The organism is Actinomadura mexicana (assembly GCF_900188105.1).
In the GTDB taxonomy this organism is placed as follows: domain Bacteria; phylum Actinomycetota; class Actinomycetes; order Streptosporangiales; family Streptosporangiaceae; genus Spirillospora; species Spirillospora mexicana.
In genome coordinates this window covers 136,913-159,313 of sequence record NZ_FZNP01000003.1, presented here as the reverse complement: position 1 = coordinate 159,313, position 22,401 = coordinate 136,913, and the positions used below count along the sequence as shown (strand labels likewise).

At 75.4% G+C, this 22,401-nt stretch carries 17 protein-coding genes; 6 read left to right on the top strand and 11 right to left on the bottom strand.

The features are described from left to right. Positions 1–50: 50 nt before the first annotated feature. Positions 51–1,166, top strand: a complete 1,116-nt coding sequence (locus CHC11_RS09245; protein ID WP_089311225.1) for an NAD(P)/FAD-dependent oxidoreductase — start codon at positions 51–53, stop codon at positions 1,164–1,166. Here CHC11_RS09245 and CHC11_RS09240 read toward each other — a convergent pair. Further along, positions 1,144–2,475, bottom strand: a complete 1,332-nt coding sequence (locus CHC11_RS09240) for an MFS transporter (RefSeq protein WP_089311224.1) — start codon at positions 2,473–2,475, stop codon at positions 1,144–1,146. The genes CHC11_RS09245 and CHC11_RS09240 overlap by 23 nt on opposite strands. A gap of 59 nt (positions 2,476–2,534) precedes the next feature. Between CHC11_RS09240 and CHC11_RS09235 the strand changes: the two genes are divergently transcribed. Beyond that, positions 2,535–3,704: an ROK family protein gene (locus tag CHC11_RS09235; RefSeq protein WP_218825999.1), complete on the top strand. Its 1,170-nt coding sequence runs from the start codon at positions 2,535–2,537 to the stop codon at positions 3,702–3,704. 34 nt (positions 3,705–3,738) lie between these two features. On the opposite strand, the gene CHC11_RS09230 is transcribed toward CHC11_RS09235, so the two are convergent. The 8 genes from CHC11_RS09230 to CHC11_RS09195 all read right to left on the bottom strand — a co-directional run bounded on the left by CHC11_RS09230 (position 3,739) and on the right by CHC11_RS09195 (position 17,252). Further along, positions 3,739–4,125, bottom strand: coding sequence for a cupin domain-containing protein (locus CHC11_RS09230; protein WP_245918989.1), 387 nt, complete (start codon positions 4,123–4,125; stop codon positions 3,739–3,741). Positions 4,126–4,145: 20 nt separating this feature from the next. Next, on the bottom strand, positions 4,146–4,967 hold the full coding sequence (locus CHC11_RS09225) for a phosphoenolpyruvate hydrolase family protein (RefSeq protein WP_089311222.1): 822 nt from the start codon (positions 4,965–4,967) through the stop codon (positions 4,146–4,148). Beyond that, complete coding sequence (locus CHC11_RS09220; RefSeq protein WP_089311221.1) at positions 4,964–6,163, bottom strand: Tm-1-like ATP-binding domain-containing protein; 1,200 nt, start codon at positions 6,161–6,163, stop codon at positions 4,964–4,966. Before CHC11_RS09220 ends, CHC11_RS09225 begins: the two co-directional genes overlap by 4 nt. A gap of 146 nt (positions 6,164–6,309) precedes the next feature. Further along, positions 6,310–7,002: an ABC transporter ATP-binding protein gene (locus CHC11_RS09215; RefSeq protein WP_245918987.1), complete on the bottom strand. Its 693-nt coding sequence runs from the start codon at positions 7,000–7,002 to the stop codon at positions 6,310–6,312. Next, positions 6,999–7,928, bottom strand: coding sequence for an ABC transporter ATP-binding protein (locus CHC11_RS09210; protein ID WP_089311220.1), 930 nt, complete (start codon positions 7,926–7,928; stop codon positions 6,999–7,001). Before CHC11_RS09210 ends, CHC11_RS09215 begins: the two co-directional genes overlap by 4 nt. Beyond that, on the bottom strand, positions 7,929–10,508 hold the full coding sequence (cas5, locus tag CHC11_RS09205; protein WP_143226986.1) for a CRISPR-associated protein Cas5: 2,580 nt from the start codon (positions 10,506–10,508) through the stop codon (positions 7,929–7,931). Then, the gene (locus CHC11_RS09200; RefSeq protein WP_143226985.1) at positions 10,505–13,849 is read right to left on the bottom strand and encodes an FtsX-like permease family protein; all 3,345 of its coding nucleotides are present in this window, start codon (positions 13,847–13,849) and stop codon (positions 10,505–10,507) included. The genes cas5 and CHC11_RS09200 overlap by 4 nt, the downstream gene beginning before the upstream one ends. Positions 13,850–14,045: 196 nt before the next feature. Further along, complete coding sequence (locus CHC11_RS09195; RefSeq protein ID WP_089311217.1) at positions 14,046–17,252, bottom strand: AfsR/SARP family transcriptional regulator; 3,207 nt, start codon at positions 17,250–17,252, stop codon at positions 14,046–14,048. A 139-nt stretch (positions 17,253–17,391) separates the two neighbouring features. Here CHC11_RS09195 and CHC11_RS09190 point away from each other — a divergent pair, with 139 nt between their 5' ends. Then, entirely contained in the window at positions 17,392–17,952 is a 561-nt protein-coding gene (locus tag CHC11_RS09190) for a dihydrofolate reductase family protein (protein ID WP_089311216.1), read from the top strand. Between the two features lie 7 nt (positions 17,953–17,959). Here CHC11_RS09190 and CHC11_RS09185 read toward each other — a convergent pair whose 3' ends face one another. Next, a complete protein-coding gene (locus tag CHC11_RS09185) occupies positions 17,960–18,889 on the bottom strand; it encodes a helix-turn-helix domain-containing protein (protein ID WP_089311623.1) in 930 nt (309 codons plus the stop codon). A 188-nt stretch (positions 18,890–19,077) separates the two neighbouring features. On the opposite strand from CHC11_RS09185, the gene CHC11_RS41195 reads away from it, so the two are divergent. The 3 genes from CHC11_RS41195 to CHC11_RS09175 all read left to right on the top strand — a co-directional run bounded on the left by CHC11_RS41195 (position 19,078) and on the right by CHC11_RS09175 (position 21,000). Beyond that, entirely contained in the window at positions 19,078–19,239 is a 162-nt protein-coding gene (locus CHC11_RS41195; RefSeq protein ID WP_179278761.1) for a hypothetical protein, read from the top strand. A gap of 14 nt (positions 19,240–19,253) precedes the next feature. After that, on the top strand, positions 19,254–19,607 hold the full coding sequence (locus CHC11_RS09180) for a YciI family protein (RefSeq protein WP_089311215.1): 354 nt from the start codon (positions 19,254–19,256) through the stop codon (positions 19,605–19,607). Positions 19,608–19,815: 208 nt separating this feature from the next. Beyond that, positions 19,816–21,000 (top strand): RNA polymerase sigma factor, encoded by a 1,185-nt coding sequence (locus CHC11_RS09175; RefSeq protein ID WP_089311622.1) that lies wholly within the window; start codon positions 19,816–19,818, stop codon positions 20,998–21,000. Here the strand turns inward: CHC11_RS09175 and CHC11_RS09170 are convergent. Continuing rightward, positions 20,981–22,144: an FAD-dependent monooxygenase gene (locus tag CHC11_RS09170; protein WP_089311214.1), complete on the bottom strand. Its 1,164-nt coding sequence runs from the start codon at positions 22,142–22,144 to the stop codon at positions 20,981–20,983. The genes CHC11_RS09175 and CHC11_RS09170 overlap by 20 nt on opposite strands. Positions 22,145–22,401: the final 257 nt, after the last annotated feature.

Genomic DNA, 22,401 nt, shown 5'->3' with positions numbered 1-22,401 from the left:
TCCGGGCGCTGCCTTGTCTCCCTGGCGCCTATCGAGACGAGGAGACGGACATGGCGCACGTGGTGATCGTCGGCGGGGGTTTCGCCGGGGTGTGGAGCGCGGCGGCGGCCGCACGGGTCCGCGGAACGCGGGACCTGCGGATCACGCTGATCGCGCCCGGGGATGATCTCGTCCTGCGGCCCCGGTTGTACGAACCGGAGCCCGAGCGGGCGACGGTCGCGCTGAAGCGGATCCTCGGGCCGGTCGGCGTCGAGCACATGCGCGCGGCCGTCCAGGACATCGACGTGGACGAGCGGACCGTGACCGCGGACGGGCGGAAGGTCGGGTACGACCGGCTCGTCCTTGCCGCGGGGAGCCGTCTCGTCCGGCCGGAGATCCCGGGCGCCGAGCGGATGTTCGACGTGGACACCCTCGCGGGCGCCCGGCGGCTGCGCGGCCACCTGCGCGGCCGCGACGGCGGCACGGCCGTCGTGGTCGGCGCGGGCTTCGCCGGTCTGGAGGTCGCCGCCGAGCTGGCCGGGCGCGGGCGGGTCGTGCTGGTGGAGAAGGCCGAGGGGCTCGCCCCCGACCTCGGTCCCGGACCGTTGCCGGTGATCGAGGTGGCGCTGGAGGGGCTGGGCGTCGAGTGCCGCCTCGGCACGACGGTCGCGGAGGTCACGCCGGGCAGCGCGATGCTGGCCGACGGCTCCGCGATCCCGGCCGACGCCGTGGTGTGGACGGCGGGTCTGGAGGCGAGCCCGCTCACGTCCCAGATCCCCGGGGCGCGCGACCGGCTGGGCCGCCTGGAGGTCGACGCGCACCTGCGCGCCCACGACGCCGTCTTCGCGGCCGGGGACGTCGCCGCCGCCCGCGCCGACGAGGGGCACCTGACGATGCAGAGCTGCCAGCACGCGATCCCGATGGGCAAGACGGCCGGCCACAACGCCGCGGCCGACCTCCTCGGCGTCCCGCCGATCGCCTTCGCCCCGGCCCCCTACGTCACCGACCTCGACCTCGGCGCGGCCGGCGCCGTCTACACGCGCGGCTGGGACCGTCTCGTCGCGCTGCACGGCGCGGAGGGCAAGTGGGTCAAGCGCTGGCTCATGGACAAGATCCACCCGCCTGTGGACGACGCCGCGACGATTCTCGCCCACGCGGGCATGGTCACGACGCCGATCCCGTTCTGAGCCGCCGCCCGCAGCGGGCCAGCAGCACCAGCAGCAGGACGGGCGCGACGAGCACGGCGGCGCGCAGGGTGGTGAGGTCGGCGAGCGTCCCGAGCGCGAGCGGGGCGACGCCGATCGCCACCCCGGACGCGAGCGCGCACCGCGCCGCGGCCCGCACCGGCTCGGACGGCCGCGCGGCGAGCGCCTGCCCCAGGATCACCGGATACAGCAGCGCCACCCCGAGCCCGGTCACCACGAGCCCGGCGACCGCGACCGGCGCGGGCGACGCCCACAGCACCACGAACCCGCCGATTCCGACTGCCGCCGCGAGGGCGAGCAGCCGGTCGGGCCGTCCCCCGCGCCGCACGACCGGCCCGGCGACCGACCGCCCGACGGCCATCCCGAGGACGAACCCCGCCGACAAGGTGGCCGCGCCCCCCGACCCGAGCCCCTTGACGCTCCCGAGGAAGTCCGCCGCCCAGAAGACCATGCAGAACTCCACCCCGACGGCCAATACAAGATCGACCCACCGCCCCCGGAACCCCACTCCGACGGCACCGGCGGGCGAACCGGGACCACCCTGCCCCCGACGCTCCTCCCCCTCGCTCCAGTTCTCGGCAGCCTCGGCGCCGGCCGGACCGGCATCGGCACGGGAGGCGTCGGCAGGAACGGCGTCGACGGGAACGGCGTCAGCCGGAGTGGCGGGGGCAGGGGTGGCGGGGGCAGGGATGGCGGGGGCAGGTGTGGGCGGAAGGCTGGGGACGGGACGGGGTGGGCGGGTGAGGAGGAGGAGGAGGGCGGCGGCCGCCAGCAGGGGTGGGGCGGCGAAGGCGGGGCGCCAGCCGAGGCCGTGGGCCAGGGCGGCGCCGATGAGGATCGGGGAGAGGACGGACGCGGCGCTGGAGACCGCGTTGGCCTCGCCGATTTGGATCGTTCCATCACCGTGCTGCGCGGCGCCCAGGGCGGCCGGGACGAGTTGCACGAGGCCCGCTCCGCCGAGGCCGAGGACCAGGGCGCCGGCGGCCGTCCCGAGGCGTCCGCCGGAGGCGGCCAGGAGCGCGGCGCCGCCGACGAGGGCGGTCAGCGCCGCCGGGATCGCGCAACGCCCGAGCCGGGCCGCCGGCCGGTGCCCGGTCAGACCGACGATCACCAGCCCGAGAGCGAAGGCGGACGGGTAGAGGGCGGCCTCGGCGCGGGGCAGACCGCGCTCCTCCCGCAACTCGGGCAGGATCGCGCCGAGCGCGGTGAGCAGGTAGCCGAGGCATCCGAAGGCGGCGTACAGCCCGAGCGTCTCCCGTGTCCGGGCCGGGACCGTGCCGGCGGGCTTCATCGCGCCTCCCCGTTAAACTCGTAGGGCGAGGATAAGTCGGGCACGCCAGGATGTCACCCATGGAGCCGATGACCGCGCACTCCGCGCGCGCCCTGCGCAGCCAGGGGGCGCTCGCCGTGCTCCGCCACGTCCACGCGCACCCGTCCGCGAAGCGCGCGGACGCGGCGCGGACGCTGGGGCTGAGCAGCGGGTCCGCGGCGGAGATCGCGAGCCGGTTGAAGGCGTCCCGGCTGGTCGACGAGGAGGCCTCCGCCCTGACCGGCGGGCGCGGCCGCCCCTCCCCGGCGCTCGTGCCCCACCGGGACGGCCCGCTGGTGTGCGTCGTGGACATCAGCCACGAGCGGTGGCGGGTGGCCTGCGTCGAACTGGGCGGCCGCGTCGTCACGCAGGAGGCCGGCGGCCACTCCGGCACCCCGGACGTCCTCGGGACGCTCGCCCACCAGGTGTCGGCGCTGCACGCCCGCTACGGGCACCGGCTCCGCGCGGTGTCCGCCTGCGTCGCGGGCACGGTCAGTGCGACCACGGTCGTCCAGGCGGCGGGCATGGGCTGGCGCGACGTGGACCTCGGCCCGCTCCGGCCGCCCGGGCTCCCCCTGCTCGTCGGCAACGACGCCTCGCTCGCCGGGCTGGCGGAGGCGAGACGCGGGGCGGGTGCGGGGGCGCGGGTCGTCCTGCACCTCACGGTCGAGGTGGGGGTCGGCGGCATCCTCGTCGTGGACGGGCGGCCGGTGGACGGCGCCACGGGCGCGGGCGGCGAGTTCGGCCACATGCCGTTCGGCGACCCCTCGCTCCACTGCCCCTGCGGCGCCCGCGGCTGCTGGGACCTGGAGGTCGACGGCCGTGCCATGGCCCGCGCGCTCGGCCGTCCCGCACCCCGCGACCCGCGCACGGCGGCCGAGCAGGTGATCACCGCCGCGGCGTCCGACCCGGCGGCCCGCTCGGCCGCCGGGGCCGCCGCACACGCGCTGGGACGGGGCATCGGCGCCCTCGCCAACGCCCTCGACCCCGGCGTCGTCACGCTCTCCGGCCTGGCCACCGACCTGGCCGCGACGGCGCCCACCGCCCTTGAGAACGGCTACACCGCAGCCCTGATGCGCTACCGCCGTGCGGCGCCGCCGCCCATCCTGCCCTCGACGCTCGGCCGGCAGGGCCCCCTCACCGGAGCCGCGGACGCCGCCTTCGACACCCTCCTGACCGAGGAGGGCCTGGAAGCCTGGGCCCGCACCTGAGGAGGAATCGGGCGCCCCGGCTCGGGGGCCCGGGTCAGGCGGGGCGCCATTCCGGGATGGCGCCTGGTTCGTGCAGGCAGTAGTCGGGGGCCGCTTCCAACGCCCTCTCCTCGCCGCCGGGGGTGTAGGTGACGATCAGGCGCAGGGGGCGCCAGGTCATGTTGTAGGTGGAGTGCCAGACGCCCTTGGGGATGTGGACGGCGTCGCCCTCGCGGATCAGGAAGGGCTCGCCGTCGTCGACCATCTGCGCGGCCTCGCCGGAGATCACGTAGATGACCTCCTCGGCGTCCGGGTGGTGGTGGCGGGCGTGGCCCTCGCCGGGGTTGACGATCACCTCCCCCAGGGTGCTGCCCGCACCGGGCACCGCGGACGGGGTGACGAACCATTTGATCGACCCCCAGCCGAAGGTCGCGGTCGCCACGTCACCGGGGTTCCTCAACATCAGACCTCCAGGTTCTTGAACGCCGCGACCTGCGCGGTTATGGCCTTCTCGGTCGGGAGCCGCTCGACGGAGGAGGCGCCGAAGAAGCCGGCGACGCCCTCCGTCCGGGACAGGACGTAGGCGGCGTCGTCCGGTTCGGCGATGGGGCCGCCGTGGCACAGCACGAGGACGTCGGGACGGGCGGCCGCCGCGGCGTCCCGCATGGCCTGGACCCGCGCGACCGCCTCGTCCAGCGTCAGGGCCGTCCCGGCGCCGATGCTGCCCTTGGTGGTGAGGCCGACGTGCGGGACGAGGACGTCGGCGCCGGCCTCGGCCATCGCCCGCGCCTGGTCCTCGTCGAAGACGTAGGGGGCGGTGACCAGTCCGCGCTCGTGGGCGAGCCGGACCATCTCGATCTCCAGGTCGTACCCCATCCCGGTCTCTTCCAGGTTCTGCCGGAAGACGCCGTCGTAGAGCCCGACGGTGGGGAAGTTCTGCACGCCCGCGAAGCCCATGGCCTTGAGCCGGTCGAGGAAGACCGGCATCACCCGGAACGGGTCGGTGCCGCACACCCCGGCCAGGACGGGGGTGTCCCGGACGACGGGCAGCACCTCCGACGCCATCTCCACCACGATCTGGTTGGCGTCCCCGTACGGCAGCAGGCCGGCCAGCGACCCGCGTCCGGCCATCCGGTAGCGGCCCGAGTTGTAGATGATGATCAGGTCGGCGCCGCCCGCCTCGGCGCACTTGGCCGACAGCCCGGTGCCGGCGCCCGCGCCGATGACGGGCCTGCCCTCCTCGACGGCGTTCCGCAGCCGGAACAGGACGGTCTCGCGGTTCACTGCGCGCCCTCCGAGATCAGCCGGTGCAGCCGGTCGGCCATCGCCCGGCCGAACTCCGGGTCGTTGATGTGCATGTCGAGCATCTCCGCCTCCGCGACCTCCTCCAGCGCCATGAAGCACGCCACGTCCGCCACCGGATCGTGGAACGGCATGCCGGGGGCGTCCAGCGCCGACACGCCTTTGAGCGGGACGAACAGCGCGGTCGGCCCGGTCGCGGCGGCCAGCTTGGACGCCATCTCGCGGCCCAGTTCGCCCATCTCCTCCGGTGTCGTCCGCATGAGCGTCACGGTCGGGTTGTGGACGTGAAGCCGGCGCCGGGCGAACCGCTCGGGGACGGTGCCGCGCGGCCCGAAGTTGACCATGTCGAGGGCGCCGGGCGCCACGACCTGCGGGACGCCGTGCCGTCCGGCCGCCGTGAGCCGGCCGGGCCCCGCCGACAGGACGCCGCCCACGAGGTCGTCCGCCAGTTCGGTGGTGGTCAGGTCGAGCACCCCGGCCAGCATGCCGCTCTCCACGAGCCCCTCGAGCGCCCGGCCGCCGGCGCCCGTCGCGTGGAAGACGAGCACCTCGTAGCCCAGTTCGCCGAGCCGCTCCCGGGCGGCGTCGACCGCGGGGGTCGTGACCCCGAACATGGACGCCCCGATGAGGGGCCGCTCGTCCGGGGCCGGTTCCGGGACCGCGTGCGCCTTCGCCATTCCCGCCGCCGCCGCGGCGGCGTTCCCGAGGATCAGGCGCGACAGCCGGTTCACGCCCGCGATGTCGACGACGCTGTAGGTGAGCGTGACGTCCTTGGCGCCCACGTAGGGCGAGACGTCCCCCGACGCCATCGTCGACACGATCAGCTTGGGCAGCCCGATGGGCAGGTCCCGGACGGCCCGCGCCGCGATCGACGATCCGCCGCTCCCGCCGACCGCGAGCACGGCGTCCACCCGGTCCAGCGCGGCGAGGACGATCGCCGCGCCCTCCCCCATCGCCGTGACGGCCGCGCCCCGGTCGCCCGCGTCCCGCAGGGCCTGGAGCGAGGCGCCCCCGGCCTGCGCGACCTCCTCGGCGGGAACGTCGGCCTCCACGTCGGACGGCCCGACCCCCACGTCCACGAGGACGGTGTCGCAGCCCAGTTCACGCACCCGCTCGCGGAGCCACGCGTACTCCGCGCCCTTGGTGTCGAGCGTCCCCACCAGCACGACGGTCGCCATCGAGCCCTCCCATCCCCCGATACCGATTCCCCCGCCGATCACCTCGCAAGCCTGTCCCCCCGGTTACCGCCGCGAGCATGGGAACGGGATGTGGCCCGACTCTCGCCGGCCCGCGTCCGCGGGGAGGCGACCTCGGCGGGTGACGGTCAGGCGGGGACGGGCGCCTCGGTGACGGCGCCGTCCTCCAGGGTCAGGACGCGGTCGGCCTCCGAGAGGAGCGGCTTGTCGTGGGTCGCCACCAGGACGGTGACCCCTTCGCTGGAGACGACCGCGCGGAGCAGCGGCATGATGGCCGCGGCCGTCTCGGAGTCGAGCTGGCCCGTGGGCTCGTCGGCCAGGAGGAGACGGGGGCGGTTGGCGAGGGCGCGGGCGATGGCCACGCGCTGGCGCTGGCCGCCGGAGAGCTCGTTGGGGCGCTGCAGCGCGTGGTCGGCCAGGCCGACGAGGCCCAGCAGGACGCGGACCCGCTCGTCCCGTTCGGCGGGGGGCGTGCGGACGAGGCGCAGCGGGACCTCGACGTTCTCGGCGGCCGACAGGACGGGGATGAGGCCGTGCGACTGGAACACGTAGCCGATGTCGTCGCGGCGCAGGGCGAGGAGGTCGTCCTCGGAGAGGGCTCCGACGTCGCGGCCGTCGACGCGGACGGTGCCGGCGTCCGGGCTGTCCAGGCCGCCGATCAGGTTGAGGAGGGTCGTCTTGCCGGACCCCGAGCGGCCCTGGACGGCGACGAGCTCGCCGGGCGCGACGGTGAAGGACGCCCCGCGCAGGGCCGGGACCTCGATCCGCCCCGTCCGGTAGGTCCGGACCAGCCCCTCCACGGCCACCATCGGCGTGGTCATTCGGTCTCCTCCCGGTCGGGCCAGACGCCGACGTGGTCGCTTTCCAGGGCAAGGCGAACGCGGTCGCGCATGTCCAGGGCCCGGGTGAAGCCCTGGGGAAGCTGGACGCGGCCGGCGCGGTCGAGGAGGGCGTGCTCCTCGACGACGCGGGTCCCGTCGTCCTCGGAGCGGCGGCGGACCTCGACGCTGGTGCGGCCGTCGCGGATGCCGACGGTCCGGTCGACGCGCTCGGACACCTGCGCGTCGTGGGTGACGACCACGGTGGTGGTGCCGAGCTCCTCGTTGACGCGGCGGAGCGAGGCGAACACCAGGGCGGCGGTGATGGTGTCGAGCTCGCCGGTCGGCTCGTCGGCCAGCACGACCTGGGGCTCGTTGGCGACGGCCACGGCGATCGCGATGCGCTGCTGCTGGCCGCCGGACAGCTCCGCCGGGCGGCGGTCCGCGCAGTCGCCGACGTCCAGCATGCCGAGCAGCTCGGCGGCGCGGGTGGCGCGCTCGCGGCGCGACCGTCCGGCGAACCTCATGGGCAGCTCGACGTTCTGCGCGGCGGTCAGGTAGGGCAGGAGGTTGCGGGACGTCTGCTGCCAGATGAACCCGACCTTCTCGCGCCGGAACTCCAGCCGTTCCCTGGACGCCATGGTGAGCAGGTCCGAGCCGGCGACGCGGGCGACGCCGGCGGTCGGCACGTCCAGGCCGGACAGGATGTTCAGCAGCGTCGACTTCCCCGACCCGGACGCGCCCACGATGGCGACGAGCTCGCCGGGGTCGACGAGCAGGTCGAGACCCTGGAGGGCGACGACCTCGACTCCGTCGGTCTTATAGATGCGCACCAGGTTGTCGCAGACGATGTGGGCGCCCTCGCCGTAGACGGGGCCGCGTTCGGCGGCGCGGCGCTCCAGCTCGGCGAGGTCGGTCGTGTCGGTCATTCAGTCCCCCGTTCGAAGGGCGTTGCCGGGGTCGGTGTCGAAGGCGCGGTCGACCGCGACGGCGGCGGCCGCGGCCAGCAGGAGCGCGGCGAGCAGGCCGAGCAGCGCGGCGGGCCCGGGGACGTGCGCGGTGACGGCGAAGCCGCCGGTGTAGGGGCGCAGGTCCACGACCGGCCCGGTGATCTCCGGGAGCAGGAGGCCGAGCACCCAGCCGGCGCCGACCGCGCACAGCAGGACGGGCGCGAGCTCGACGAGGGCGAGGCCCCGGCTCTGCCGGCGGCTCAGCCCGAGGGCGCGCAGGTGGGCGATCGTCCGGCCGCGGGCGCGGGCGCCCACGACGAGCATGAGCAGGACGGCGAGCAGCCCGAACACCCCGGCGGCGAGGGCGCCGTTCCGGAAGGTGTCGTGAACGACCGGCACCAGGGGCAGTTCCGTCATGTCGTGCAGTACCTGCCGACGCAGCACGAGCCCGCCCCCCGGGGCCGCGGCGCGCAGCGCCTTGGCGTCGATGTCGTCCCCGGTGACGAAGACGTGGGACGTGAAGCCCGTCGCGCCGGCGACCATCCGGTAGGGGACGATCACGAACGCGCTGTTCTTCTCCTGCCCGGGGAAGCGCACGATCTGGGTGGACGGCCTGACGGTCACCGGGTCCATGCCCGCGCGGCCGAGCGTCACGGTGCCCGAGCCGAGGGTGCGGGCGGCGAGGGGCGACACCAGCACGCCCGTGTCGGTGTCGGGGATGCCGGGCACCTCGGGCGCGAGTCTCCGGTAGGCGTCGAGGTCCACGCCGACCACGGTCATGGGCGCCTGGTCGGTGGCGGACGAGGCCTGCGGGATGACCCGGACCCGGACGGCGCCGGTGACGCCGCGCACCGCGCGGATGCGGCGGAGCCCCGCCTCGTCCAGCGATCTGGCCTCGACGCGCGCGTCGGCGCCGGTCTCGGCCCAGGAGGCGCGCTCCTGCCCTGCCCGCAGAGCGGTGTCGACGGTGGAGGTGAAGCCGGCGATGGTCGCGGCCAGCAGCAGGACGGCCAGCGGCAGCGCCCCGACGAGGTTCTGCCGGGACGCGCGGGCGAGGCCGATGAACGCGACGGCCCCGCTCCGCCGCCGCAGCAGCGGCCCGGCGGCCCGCAGCAGGTACGGGTAGGCGCGCAGGACGAGCACGCCGAGCGCCGCGCCGAGCAGGGCGGGGACGGCGGCGACCAGCGGATCGGTCCCGGCGGAGGTGCCGCGCTCGCGCAGCAGCACGACGCCGATCACGGCGAGCACCACCAGCAGGCCGTCCAGGACGAGCCGCCGCCGGGAGGGGCGCGCCGCGACGAGGTCGTCGCGCCGGTCGGCGACCGAGCCGAGTCCGCCGCCGCGCTCCCGCAGGACCATGGCCGCCGAGACGCCCAGCACCGCCGCCACGAGCAGCCCGATCGCGTACAGCGAGGCGGTCTGCGGCGGACCGGCGTCCAGGAGCCGTCCCGCCGCGTACCCGAGCAGGGCGGACGGGACGGCGGCGAGCGCGGTCAGCCCGCAGGCGGGCACGGCGAGCTGGCGCAGCGACGCACCGCGCGCACGCATCACGCCGAGGACCGGCCGGAGCCGCTCGCCGAGCAGGCCGGCGGCGAGCAGCAGCAGCCCGGCGGCCACGGCGACGAGGCCGCCGAAGGCCAGGCCGACGACGGACCGGGCGGTGTGGAGCTGTCCGCCGAACTCCTTCAGCTGGACGTCGAGGGGGGTGGAGACCTCGCAGGGGAAGAGGTCGGCGCGCCCCTCGACGGCGGAGCGGAAGGCGTCGAGGTCGCCGGCCATCGCGCGGGCCTGGTCGGCGCCGACCGCGCCGTCGCGCACGGGGAACCGCCAGTCGTAGGTCAGCTTCAGGCGCGGGTCGCGCGTGAGGCGCGCGTACCCGGCGGGGTCGATCAGCGCCGTGCCCGCGTCGACCTCAAGGGTCGTCTTCGGGGGGAAGGTGAGCAACTCGATCCTCGGGTGCAGGATCCGGGCGCGCGGTCCCCAGAACGGGTCGGCGGCGTTCACCGGCTGGTAGAGGCCGCTGACGCGGACGGTCCTGCCGCTGAGCTCGATCCGGTCGCCGACCTTGTAGCCGAGCTGGTCGGCGTACGCCTTGGCCACCACCACGTTCATGTCGCCGCTCGTCTGGCCCGGCTTGTTGTCGGGGAAGCCGCCGGAGACGAACCGGATCCGCCGCCACGCACCCGGTTCCCAGCCCAGGTACAGGAACCTCGGACGGTGGAAGTCCCCCTCGACGGCGTCGGCGGGCGAGGTGACCGACGCCTCGGGCTCGCCGGTGATCCCGCTCAGGGAACGGGGCATCAGCTCCCGCCAGGTGAGGGCGCTGCCGTTCAGGGCCGCCTCGCCCGGGACGGCGGCGAAGGCGGTGGGGCCGCCCGCTTTGCCCTCCACGCGGACGGAGGCCCCGGGCCCGACGGCCGCGATCGCGGCGCGGTCGTATCCGGCGGTGGTCCGGGACGGGACGGCGACGGCGAGCAGCGCCGACACCAGCATCAGCACGGCCAGCGCGGCGAGCGGCGCCCACTGCGCGCGGGCGAGCCGCATCCCGGCACCGCTCATCGGTCCTCCCCCACGCGCAGCCCGCCGCCGAGGTCGCGGCGCCGCAGCGCCCGGACGACCGGCGCGATCACGAGCACGAGCACCACCGCCACCCCGCCGAGCACGGCCAGCACGACGGGCCACTGGACGACCAGCCCGGCGGGCGGGTACGGCTCGGCGGCCTGCACGCTCAGGACGATGTGCGGGACGACGAGCCGCGCCACGACCAGGCCGAGGACCGTCCCGCCGAGCAGGCCGAGCCCGACCAGGTAGGCCTGCTCGATCGCGAGCATCCCGGCGACCTGGCGGGGCGGCACTCCGAGCGCCCGCAGCACCGCGAACTCCCGGTACCGCTCGCCCGCGGTCACCGCCGCGTTCACCACGAACGCGATGACGGCGAACGCCAGCGCCGCGGCGAAGCCGAGCACCAGGGCGCCCTGGAGCGCCGCGCCCAGCGGGGCGTCGCGGAGCCGGGCGCGCGTCTCGACGCGGTCGGCCGCGACCTCGCCCCAGGCGGGATGCCGGACCAGGTCCCGGACGGCCGGGCCGGTGCGGCCGCCGCGCGCCGCCGCCCACCACTCCCGGGGCGTGACGGGGTCGCCCGCCGAGCCCTCCACGGCGAGCCGCGACTGGGTGAGGGTGGGCAGGTCGACCAGGACGCCGGGCATGCCGGGCGGCACGCTCGGCAGCGCGGGCGCGACGCCCGCGACCTTGACGGGCTGGTCGCCGTCGATGGTGTTCACGGTGACGGTGCCGCCGACGCCGACCTTGGCGCGGCTCGCCATCTCCTCGGTGATCACGCCCGGCACGGCCGGCAGCAGGTCGGCGTTCCTGGCGTCGTGCGAAGGCGGTCTGGGCGTGCCGAGCATCGCGTGGACGGCCCTGCCGGCCGCGAAGCGGTCGTAGCCCGGGATGTCGACGGGGGGCGGCGGCGAGGAGATCTTGAGAGTCACCAGCGCGTCGTGGCCGTCCGCGGCGCTCGCGCCGATCGGGCGCTCCAGGTCCTGCGGTCCGGCGAACGCGTCCCACCGGGATCCGGCGGGGCGCACGGCCCGGCCGGTGCCCTCGCCCGTGATACCGCGCAGTTCCAGTTCGAGCTTCCCGGAGAGTCCGCCGCCGTCGTCGCCGAAGTGGACGCCGCGGACGGACAGCGGGTAGGACGGCACGCCGTCCGGTCCGGCGAGCCGGGCGGTGTCCAGGGCGAGGGTGTGCTCGTCGCCGTCCGCCTCGAGACCCGGCAGGGCCACCTGCCGGGACAGTCCCTGCGCGTCCACGACCGTCACCATGAATCTGTAGCCCCCACCGGACTCCGGCACCTGGTCCGCGGGAACCTCGGAACCCGGGCCGGAACGGGTGAGCCGCAGGTCGAACAGCAGCCGCTTCGGCCTGCCGGGGACGGTCAGCGCCGGGGCGGGCGGACGCGCCCTCGCCAGCTCGTCCAGCCGCAGGTCGCGCCGGAGGCCGGGGCCGACGCGCAGGAGCGGGCCGAGCGTCCTCGCGTCGACGCCGAGCAGCGTCGCGGGCTCGGTGCCGAGGTCGGCGTCCATGCGCAGCACCCCGGTCACGGCCGAGACGCCCGGCAGCGCCGCGAACCGTCCGGCCTGCCCGAGCGGTTCCGGGCCGCCCGCCCGGGACGAGGCGGACAGCCGCAGGTCGGCGCCGCTCTGGAAGTCCGCCTGATCGGTCTGGGAGCGCCGCCAGGTCGCCATCGTCGTGACCGACAGCACCCCGACGGCCATCGCCATCACCAGCAGCAGGACCGGGCCGGTGTACCGCAGCTGGCGCCGCCCGACCTGCCGGGTGCCGAGGACGGCCACGAGCCCGCGGCTGCGGGTCGCGGCCCGCTCGGCCACCCGGGAGACCGCGGGCACGAGGCGCAGCAGCAGCACCCCGCCGGCGAGCAGGGCCAGAGCCGGGCCGGACACGATGAACGGGTCGACGCCGCCCGTGCCGCGGCCGGGGGCGCCGTCGCCGCCCGCGCCGTCCGCCCCGTACCGGGTGAGCTGCCAGATCGCGAGCCCGGCGACGAGCAGCAGGGCGAGGTCGGTGCCCGAGCCGCGCAGGCCGCCGCGGCCCTGCCGCCCGATGCCCGCCTGGGCCTCCACGAACGTCCGGTTCGCGCCCCGCAGCGTCGGGACCGTCAGGACGACGGCGCAGGCCAGCGCCGTCAGCACCGAGACGGTCCACAGCGGCAGGAGCGGCCCGGCGTCCAGCCGCAGCCCCGAGTCCCGCACCGCGGGCGCGCGCCCGGCGAGGCGCAGCAGGGGCCCGGCCAGCAGCGGGCCGAACAGCGCGGCGGGCAGCACGATCAGCAGTCCCTCGACGAGGCCGAGCCGGGCGAGCTGGCGCATGCCGAGGCCGCGGGTGCGCAGCAGCGCGACCTCGCCGCGCCGGTGGTCGGCGAGCAGCCGCGCGACCAGCAGCCACGCGCAGCCCGCCAGCAGGACGAGCTGGACCACCGGGATGAGCATCGTGGAGCGCGCCACCTGGAGCGCGGTGCGCAGCTGCGCGGTCAGATCGGGCAGGTCCGTCGCGACGCTGAACTGCGCCCCGTCGCCGGCCTTCTCGAAGGTGTCGCCCCCGGCGGCCACCCGGTCGCCGAGGGGGCCGAGCTCGCCGGGCTCGACGCCGCGCAGGTCCGGCATGACGGTGAAGCGGGCCTCGGAGCCGGTGCCGGTGAAGCGGGCGGCGAACACCTGCGGCGGCACGATGAACGGCCCGTAGCTCGTGTAGTCGAGCCGCTCGACGCCGGTCGTGACGAGCTTGTCGCCCTGCCAGAAGTAGTCCTGCGGGTCGGGGACCTCGAACAGCCCGACGACGCGCACTTTCACGACCGACTCCTTGTCGACGCGCCCGTGCAGCGTGAGGACGTCGTCGACGCCGGCGTGCATCGCGCGGGCGGCGGCGCCGGGCAGGGCCGCCTCGACCTCGCCGGAGCCCGCGCCCGCGCCGGGCCAGCGTCCCATGGTGAGCCGCGCGTGCCTCTCGATCCCCGTGTAGGTCTCGAACGCCGTCAGGTCCGGGTGGTCGCTCTTCTCCTGGCCCGGGATCGTGTAGGAGTCGCTGCGGACGCTCATCGAGACCGACAGCGGGACGTCCCGGTAGATCTGCTTGAGCGCCCGGTCGACCTGGCCCTGGACCCTGGGGAGGCCGTTCGCCGGGACCTGTGTGCCGAGCGCCGTCCCGACGGACTCGAACGTCGCGTCCGCCAGGGTGCTGCGCAGGCCCTCGCGCGTCACCGATCCGGTGTAGCCGACCAGGGCCGCGAGGACGGTCGTGGCGAACAGCGCGGTCGCGCAGGCGGCCAGCACCAGCGTCCGGTCGCCGATGATCCGGCTGAGCACCAACCCCCGTCGTCCCACGGAGGGTCATGATCATTGCCTGCGAAGGGGGGCCACAAGGGGTCGTGACGGTTCCGGGACCATTCGCAACCTACTTGCAACAAGGACGAATCGCCCATCCTCTACCGGTCAGCCCATGCCCTACCGGTCAGCCCATGCCCTACCGGTCAGCCCATGCCCTACCGGTCAGCCCATGCTCTACCGGTCAGCCCATGCTCTACCGGTCAGCCCATACGGATGCGCCCTCCGGAGGGACGCCTTCCGCACGGCGCATGATCTCCACCGGATCGAGGCCCGCACCGGCGGCGAACGCGTCGGGCCCGGCCGCGTCCCCGATCCGCGCGGCGGCCCGGTCGATGTCGTCCTGTTCGACGGGGCCGGGCGGCACGCCGGCGGCCGCCCGGACCGCCGCCGCCTTCCCGAGGGCCTCCGCCGCGTCCCGGTGCCGTCCGGTGAGGGCCAGCGCGCAGGCCAGGCACTCCAGGGCGCCCGCCAGGTCGCGCGGCGCCGCCAGCCTGATCGCGACGGCCAGCGCGTCCCGCTGGTACCGCACGGCGGACGCCGCGTCGCCCCGCGCCTCCGCCACGCGCCCCAGCCCCGTCTGGACCATCGGCAGGTACAGGGGCGGGAACTCCTCGGGCGAGGCCGCCGCCAGCAGGGGCCGCATCCGGTCCTCGGCGTCCTCCAGCCGCCCCTCGCGCTCCGCCGCCAGCCCGAGGCCGATGTCGGCGAACATGACCGCGGGCGCGAACCCCTGCTCCACGGCGACCCGGCGCGCCCGCCCGAACAGCCGCCGCGCGGACGCGTGGTCGCGGCGCAGGTAGGCGATCCAGCCGCGCCACGCCATCCGCATGGCGGCGTCCGGCCACATCCGCAGCTCCTCGGCCATCCGCTGCGCGTCGTGGTGGAGCCGCTCGGCCCGGTCGTAGTCACCGGTCAGCTCCGCCAGGCCGCCGAGCCACTCCACCGCCTGGAGCCGTCCCCAGCGGTCGCCGACCTCGCCGAACAGCACGGCGGCCCGCTCGGCGTCGCGCTCCAGCGCGGCGGGCTCGCCGCGCGCGTGGGCGTGCATGGCGCGCTGGACGAGCGCCGCCGCCTCGCCCCACCGGTCGCCGGACGCGCGGAACCCCGCGAGCGCCTCCTCCAGGATGGCGGCGCCCTCGCCGGTGTCGTCCAGTTCCGCCCGGGCGAACGTCAGGAACCAGCGCGCCCACGCCTTCAGGCGGTCGTCGCCGGTGGCGTCCACGAGCGTGAGTGCCTCGTCGCGGCGGGCCTTCCAGTCGCCGGGGGCGCCCTTGAGCACGGCCAGCCCCGCCCGCCACGCCAGCGCGCGGGCCCGGACGTCCGGCGAGCCGCCCCGCGCGAGGGCCGCCTCCAGCGACCGCAGCGCCTCGGTCAGCCGCCCGCGCAGGAACCAGTACCAGGCGAGCGCGTTGACCAGCCGCAACGCCGCGTCCGCCGACCCTGCCGCGTCGAGCGCGGCCCGCAGGTTCGCCGACTCGACGTCCAGCATCGCCAACCAGCGCGCCTGCTCGGGCCCGGTGAGGCGGCCCGCCGCACGCTCGGCCAGGGCCAGGTAGTGGCCGCTGTGCGCGGCCTCGGCGCGCCGCGCCTCCCCCGCCTCCGCGAGCCGCTCGGCCGCGTAGGCGGCGACGGACTCCAGCAGCCGGTACCGGGGGCCCTCGCCGGGACGCTCCGTCATCACGACCAGCGAGCGGTCGACCAGCCGGATCAGGACGTCGAGGACCTCCGCGCCCGGGACGTCCCCGCCCGCGCACACCGCCTCGGCCGAGTCGGCCGTGCAGCCGTCGGCGTGCACCGACAGCCGGCGCAGCACCGCGCGCTCCGGCCCCGTCAGCAGGTCCCAGCTCCAGTCGATCACCGCGGTGAGCGTGCGCTGCCGGGCCGGGGCGCCGCGGTGCCCGGACGACAGCAGCCGGAACCGGTCGTCGATCCGTTCGACGAGGCCCTCGACCCCGAGCGTCCGCACCCTGGTCGCGGCCAGTTCCAGGGCGAGCGGGATGCCGTCCAGCCGGCGGCACAGCTCTCCTACCGGCCCGGCCGTGTCCCCGTCCAGCCGGAAGCCCCGCGACGCCGCCCGCGCCCGCTCCGCGAACAGCCGGACCGCGCTCGACTCGGCCGGGTCGTCGCCGCGGCCCGGCACGTCCAGCGGCGGGACGGCCCACACGACCTCGCCCGGCAGGCCGAGCGGCTCCCGGCTCGTCGCCAGCACGCGCACCCCGGGCACGCCGCGCAGCAGCCGGTCCGCCAGCTCGGCGGCCTGCTCGACGACGTGCTCGCAGTTGTCCAGGACGAGCAGCAGCCGGCGGGCGCCGAGCGCCGCCGCCAGCCGGTCGAGCGCCGCGGCGGGCGCGCCCGGCGCGTCCCGTATGTCGAGGATCGCCGTCACGACCTCCGCGAGGTCGGGCACGGTCGAGCGCTCCAGCCCCGCCAGCTCCGCCATCCACACGCCGTCGCCGAACGCGTCCGCGAGCCCGGCCGCCGTCTCGATCGCCAGGCGCGTCTTGCCCACCCCGCCCGGACCGGTCAGCGTGACCAGCCGGTCGGTGCCGATCCGCGCCCGGATCTCCCGGACGACGCCGTCCCGCCCGATCAGCCCGGTCGGCGGGACGGGCAGGTTCGACCGCGGGCGCGGCGGCGGGGCCGCGGGTCCGCCGAGGCCGGGGTCCTGCCGCAGGACGGCCCGCTGGAGCGCGGCCAGCTCGGCGCCCGGGTCCAGGCCCAGCTCGTCGGCGAGCAGCACCCGGTACCTCTCGTAGCCCTCCAGCGCCTCGTTCTGCCGCCCGGCCCGGTAGAGGGCCCGCATGTGCGCGGCCCTCAGCCGCTCGCGCAGCGGGTGCTCCTCGACGGCGGCGCCGAGTTCGCCCGCCAGGGCGCCGTGCTCGCCGAGCGCCAGCCGCACCTCGGCGTGCTCCTCCAGCGCGGTCAGCCGCAGTTCCTCCAGCTTCGCCACCGCCGCCCGGGTGAACTCCTCGTCCCGGAAGTCGGCGAGCGCGGGGCCGCGCCACCGCCCGAGCGCCTCCGCCAGCAGCGCCGCCTTCTCCTTCGGCTCCGCCGCCCCGCGCGCCCGTTCGACCAGCGCCGGGAAGCAGCGGGCGTCCACCCGTTCGGCGGCGGCGGCCAGCAGGTATCCGGCGGGGCGCGACTCCACCAGCGCCCGCGCGCCCGGCTCGGCGTCCTCCAGGACGCGGCGCAGCTGCGACACCTTCGCCGACAGCGCGCCCATCGGGTTCCCGGGCGGCGCGTCGCCCCACAGGTCGTCGATCAGCCGGTCGGCGGGCACCGGACGGCCCTCGTGCACGAGCAGGTCCGCCAGCAGCGCCCGCACCTTCAGCCCCGGCACGGGGACGAGCCCGCCGTCGTCGGTCCAGACCGCGAGCGGTCCGAGCAGCCCGAAACGCATCTTTCGACCCTAATGTGAATTCGTGCTCCGGCGCGTCGGGGCGGCCACCGGAAAGGAAGCGTAAGGATGCGGTAAAGGCTCTCGCGCAGAGTGGTCCCACCGCGCCGGAAGGCGAACGATCACCCTGACGGAGGAGACCATGCGCAAGATCATCAACTCGACGTACGTGTCGCTCGACGGCGTCATCGAGAACCCGCAGAACTGGACCTCGGCCTACTTCCAGGACGAGGCCGCCGCCTACGCGCGGGAGCTGCTGTTCTCCTGCGGCGCCCTGCTGATGGGACGCAGGACGTTCGACGGCTTCTCCCAGGCGTGGCCGGCCATGGAGGAGGCCACCGGCGACTTCGGCGTCCGGATGAACACCCTGCCCCACCACGTCGTGTCCGACTCCCTGCGCAAACCCGGCTGGGGCGACACGACGGCGATCCCGCGGGCGGAGGCCGTCGCCGAGATCACCCGGCTGAAGGAGCAGGACGGCCAGGACATCCTGCAGTACGGCTTCGGCCCGGTGTCCCGGACGCTCGTCGAGCACGGCCTGCTGGACGAGCTGCGCCTGTGGATCCACCCGGTGCTCGTCGGCCCCCGTGAGACCGGCGAGCTGCTCAACGCCGACGAGTTCTCGGCCACGTTCGAGCTGGCGGGCACCAAGGTCTTCAAGACCGGCGTCATCATCGCCACCTACGTCCCCACCGCACGCTAGGGGGCGGTCACCCGACGGCCCGGCGAGGCGGCCCGCCGAGCCGGGCCAGGGCGGCCCGAAGGAGCCCGCGGGTGCGGTCCGGGGGCTCGGCCAGGACGCCGACGCGGTTCAGGGCGTCGCGGTAGCGGGCGATGTCGGACGCCCGGTCCGGGTAGACCGCGCAGGTGAGGTGCTCCAGGTAGACCACGTCGGGCAGCTCGGGCTCGGCGAACCGCAGCAGCGTCATCGGGCCGCCCTCCGCCACGTGCCCGCCCGAGGCGAAGGGCACGATCTGCACGGTGACGTTCGGCAGCTCCGCCATCTCGATCAGGTGCTCGATCTGGGCGCGCATCGTGGCGCGGCCGCCGACCGACCGGCACAGCGTCGCCTCGTCCAGCACCGCCCACAGCCGCAGCGGATCGGGGCGCTCGAACACGCGGCGGCGCCGCGACCGCAGCTCCACCCGCCGCTCGATCTCCTCGGGGCCCGCCTCCGGGTGGCGGGCCGCGATCAGGGCGCGGGCGTAGTCCCTGGTCTGCAACAGCTCCGGGATGTCCTGGACCTCGTACACGCGGACGAGCACCGCGCCCTGCTCCAGCCCCAGGTAGGGCTCGAACCAGGAAGGGACCACGTCGCCGAACGGCTGCCACCAGCCCGGCGCGCTGGCGTGCTCGGCCAGCTCCAGCAGCGGCTCGCGCAGGGACGGGTCGGTCACGCCGTAGAGGGTCAGCAGGTCGGCGACGTCGCGCTCCTTGTAGCCGACCCGGCCGAGCTCCATCCGGCTGATCTTGGAGTGCGAGCCGCGGATCTCGTACCCGGCGGCCTCGGTGGAGATGCCGGCGGCCTCCCGGTAGCGGCGCAACTGCGCGCCGACCAGCATCCGCAGCACCGTCGGGCCCGCCGTCCGGTGGTCCTGGGCGACGGGGGCGCGGTCGCCCGCCGGCTCGGCGGTGCTCATGAGGCCCCGCGCCCAGCGCCGCGACACCGCTCGCGCGTCGCCGTGCCTCCGTCCCGCGGCGTGGACGGCCCACCGGTCACCGGTGCCGGAACTCCCATGGGACGCCCTCCTCGAAGCGAAAAACTTTCCACCGGATGAAGTTACTCGTTGGAGACTGACTTGCCCACTAGTCCGGAATGTCCTCTTCGATGGACATCTCGGTGGATATACGGAGCATCCAGCCCGATACCGCCATGACCTGGCACGATACGGGGCAGAAAAAAATTCCAGAAGATTTCGGCCCGGGATGTCGATCCGGTCACCCCTTCTTCGACGCGTTCGTGACAGGCCGGGAAGGACCGGGCCGGTGAACAGAGGAGACGACATGCGATTCATGATGATGACGACGGACGACGGTGCCGCGCCCGCCGGGCCGCCGAGCGAGAACCTGCAGAGGGAGATGGGGGCGTTCATCGAGGAGATGTCCAAGAGCGGGGCGCTGCTCGCCACGGGCGGGCTGGAGCCCGGCGGCACCCGGATCAAGTCGTCCGGCGGCAAGGTCACCGTCCTCGACGGCCCGTTCGCCGAGGCGAAGGAGGCGGTCGTCGGGTTCGCGCTGATCGAGGTGGGCTCCCGCGAGGAGGCGATCGAGCTGTCCAAGCGGTTCTGGGCGATCGCCGGTGACGGCCAGGGCGTCATCCAGCAGGTGTTCGGGCCGGACGACATCCCCGGCCAGTGACCCCGTCGCAGCCGGTGGGGGTCCGGTCAGGCCGGTGAGCGTCCGCTGAGCTTGCGCGGCGGCCGGTGCGGGTGCTCTCATCGGCAGCGTGACGGCATCGGACGAGCCCGGGGCGGGTGAGGCGCCCGCGCGCGGCACGGGCGTGCACGCGAGCATCGACGCGGTGTGGCGGCTGGAGGCGGCGCGCATCATCGCCGGCCTCGCCCGCATGGTGCACGACATCGGGCTCGCCGAGGAACTCGCGCAGGACGCACTGGTCGCCGCGCTCGAACAGTGGCCGGAGTCAGGCGTCCCGGACAACCCGGGCGCCTGGCTCATGGCCGTCGGCAAGCGCCGCGCCGTCGACCGGATCCGGCGGCTGCGGCGGCTCGACGACAAGATCGAGGAGATGGGCCGCGGCCTGGAGCCCCAGGCGCCGCCCGAGGAGTTCGACGTTCCGGACGACGACCGCATCGAGGACGACGTCCTCCGGCTCGTCTTCACCGCCTGCCACCCCGTGCTGTCCGCGCAGGCGCGGGTCGCGCTGACGCTGCGCATGCTCGGCGGCCTCACCACCGAGGAGATCGCACACGCCTTCCTCGTCCCCGAGGCGACCGTGGCGCAGCGGATCGTCCGGGCGAAACGGACGCTGTCGGACGCGAACGTCCCGTTCGAGGTGCCGGAGGGACCCGACCGCGCGGCCCGGCTGGCGTCCGTGCTGGAGGTCGTCTACCTCATCTTCAACGAGGGGTACGCCGCCAGCGCGGGCGACGCCTGGGTGCGGACGGACCTGTGCCGCGAGGCGCTGCGCCTCGGCCGCGTCCTCGCGGAGCTGGCCCCCGGCGAGCCCGAGGTGCACGGGCTCGCCGCGCTGATGGAGATCCAGGCGTCCCGCACCCGGGCGCGCACCGGGCCGTCCGGCGAGCCCGTCCCGCTTCTGGAGCAGGACCGCGGCCGGTGGGACCGGCTCCTCATCCACCGCGGGTTCGAGGCGCTGCTGCGCGCGAAGAAGATCGGCGAGCCGCCCGGCCCCTACGTCCTGCAGGCCGCGATCGCCGCCTGCCACGCGCAGGCGCCCGCCGCCGAGGACACCGACTGGGCGCGGATCGCCTCGCTCTACGAGATCCTCGCCCGCGTCGCGCCGTCCCCCGTCGTGGAGCTGAACCGGGCCGTGGCGGTCGGCATGGCGGACGGCCCCGAGAAGGGTCTGGAGCTCGCCGACGCGCTGGTGGACGAGCCCGCTCTGCACGGCTACCACCTTCTGCCGAGCGTCCGCGGCGACCTGCTCGCCCGCCTCGGCCGCGCGGAGGAGGCCCGGGCGCAGTTCGAGCGCGCCGCGGAGCTCACCCGCAACGCGCCCGAACGCAGGGTCCTGCTGGACCGCGCCGCCTCGCTCAGTAGTCCCGCACCGTGAACGAGCCGACGATCTCGCCGAAGTCCTGGAAGTCGATGGCCTCGGTCTCGGCGCCCGTCTCGGCGTTGCGCTGCGCGTCCACCCGCGCCTTGTTGGTCAGCGCCAGCTCCTGGTTGGCGGCGACGTACCCGCGCAGCTCCCTCTCGTAGTTCGCGAACGCGTCGCGGTGGTCGCCGCCCGCCGCCTTCAGCTCCCCGGCCAGCACGTACGCGCCGACGATGGCCATGCTCGTGCCCTGCCCGGACAGCGGCGACCCGCAGTAGCCCGCGTCCCCCAGCAGGACGACCCGCCCCTTCGACCAGGAGTCCATGTGGATCTGCGCCATCGAGTCGAAGTGGAAGTCGGGCGCGTCCCACATCGTCTCCACCAGCTCGGGCATGATCCAGCCGCCGCCGGCCAGCGCGTCCGCCATGATCTGCTTCTGCGCGGCGATGTCGCGGTGGTCGTACGCGATCGGCCGCTCGGACTCGAACCCCATGTAGACGCGGACCTCCTCGTTGCCGCGGACGCTCATCACGCCGCCGCCCCAGCTGCTGCCCGGCATCTGGTGGAACACCTGCCAGCGGTCCAGGCCGAGGAAGTTCGGCGCCGTCCACACCGACAGGTAGGTGCCGAGGTGGGTCAGGTAGTCGCTCTCCGGCCCGAACACCAGCCGGCGGGTAGTGGAGTGCGCGCCGTCCGCGCCGACGACCAGGTCGAACGTGCGGATGAGCCCGCTTTGGAAGATCACCCGGACGCCGTCGTCGCCCTGCTCCAGCCCGGCGATCGAGTCGCCGTACAGGTACTCGACGCCGTCGCCGGCCGCGTCCGCCAGGATCCGGGACAGGTCGTCGCGCAGGATCTCCACGTCGGGGCTGCTCAGGTCGCCGCCGCTGATCGTGTACTCCTCGCTGCGGTACAGCTCGTTGCCGTCCCCGTCCACCATGGACATGCCGCGCATCTCGACGCGCTGCTCGCGGATCAGGTCGAGGACGCCCATCCGCTCGGCGACCTCCAGCGCCGGCCCGCGCACGTCGATCGCCTGCCCGCCGGCCCGCGGCCCGGGCGCCACCTCCACGACCGTCACGCCGAACCCGTACCGCCGAAGCCAGTACGCCAGCGCGGGACCGCCGATGCTCGCACCCGAGATGAGGACGTTCTTCATGGGGACCTCCCTAGTCCGGCGGGACGTGTCTCCCGCGCCGATGAAGAGACTCGCCGGCCGCGCTGACCAACCCCGCACCAGTCGCTGACCGGCGTCCGGAGCGGAGCGGAGGACGCCGGTCAGCGGCCCTTACCGGGGGGCTTGGGGGGTCGCCCCCCCAACGTGACACCGACCGGCGTCCGGAGCGGAGCGGAGGACGCCGGTCGGCGGCCCCTGCCGGGGTGGGTTGGTCGCCCCCTCCCGACGTGGTGGTGGCG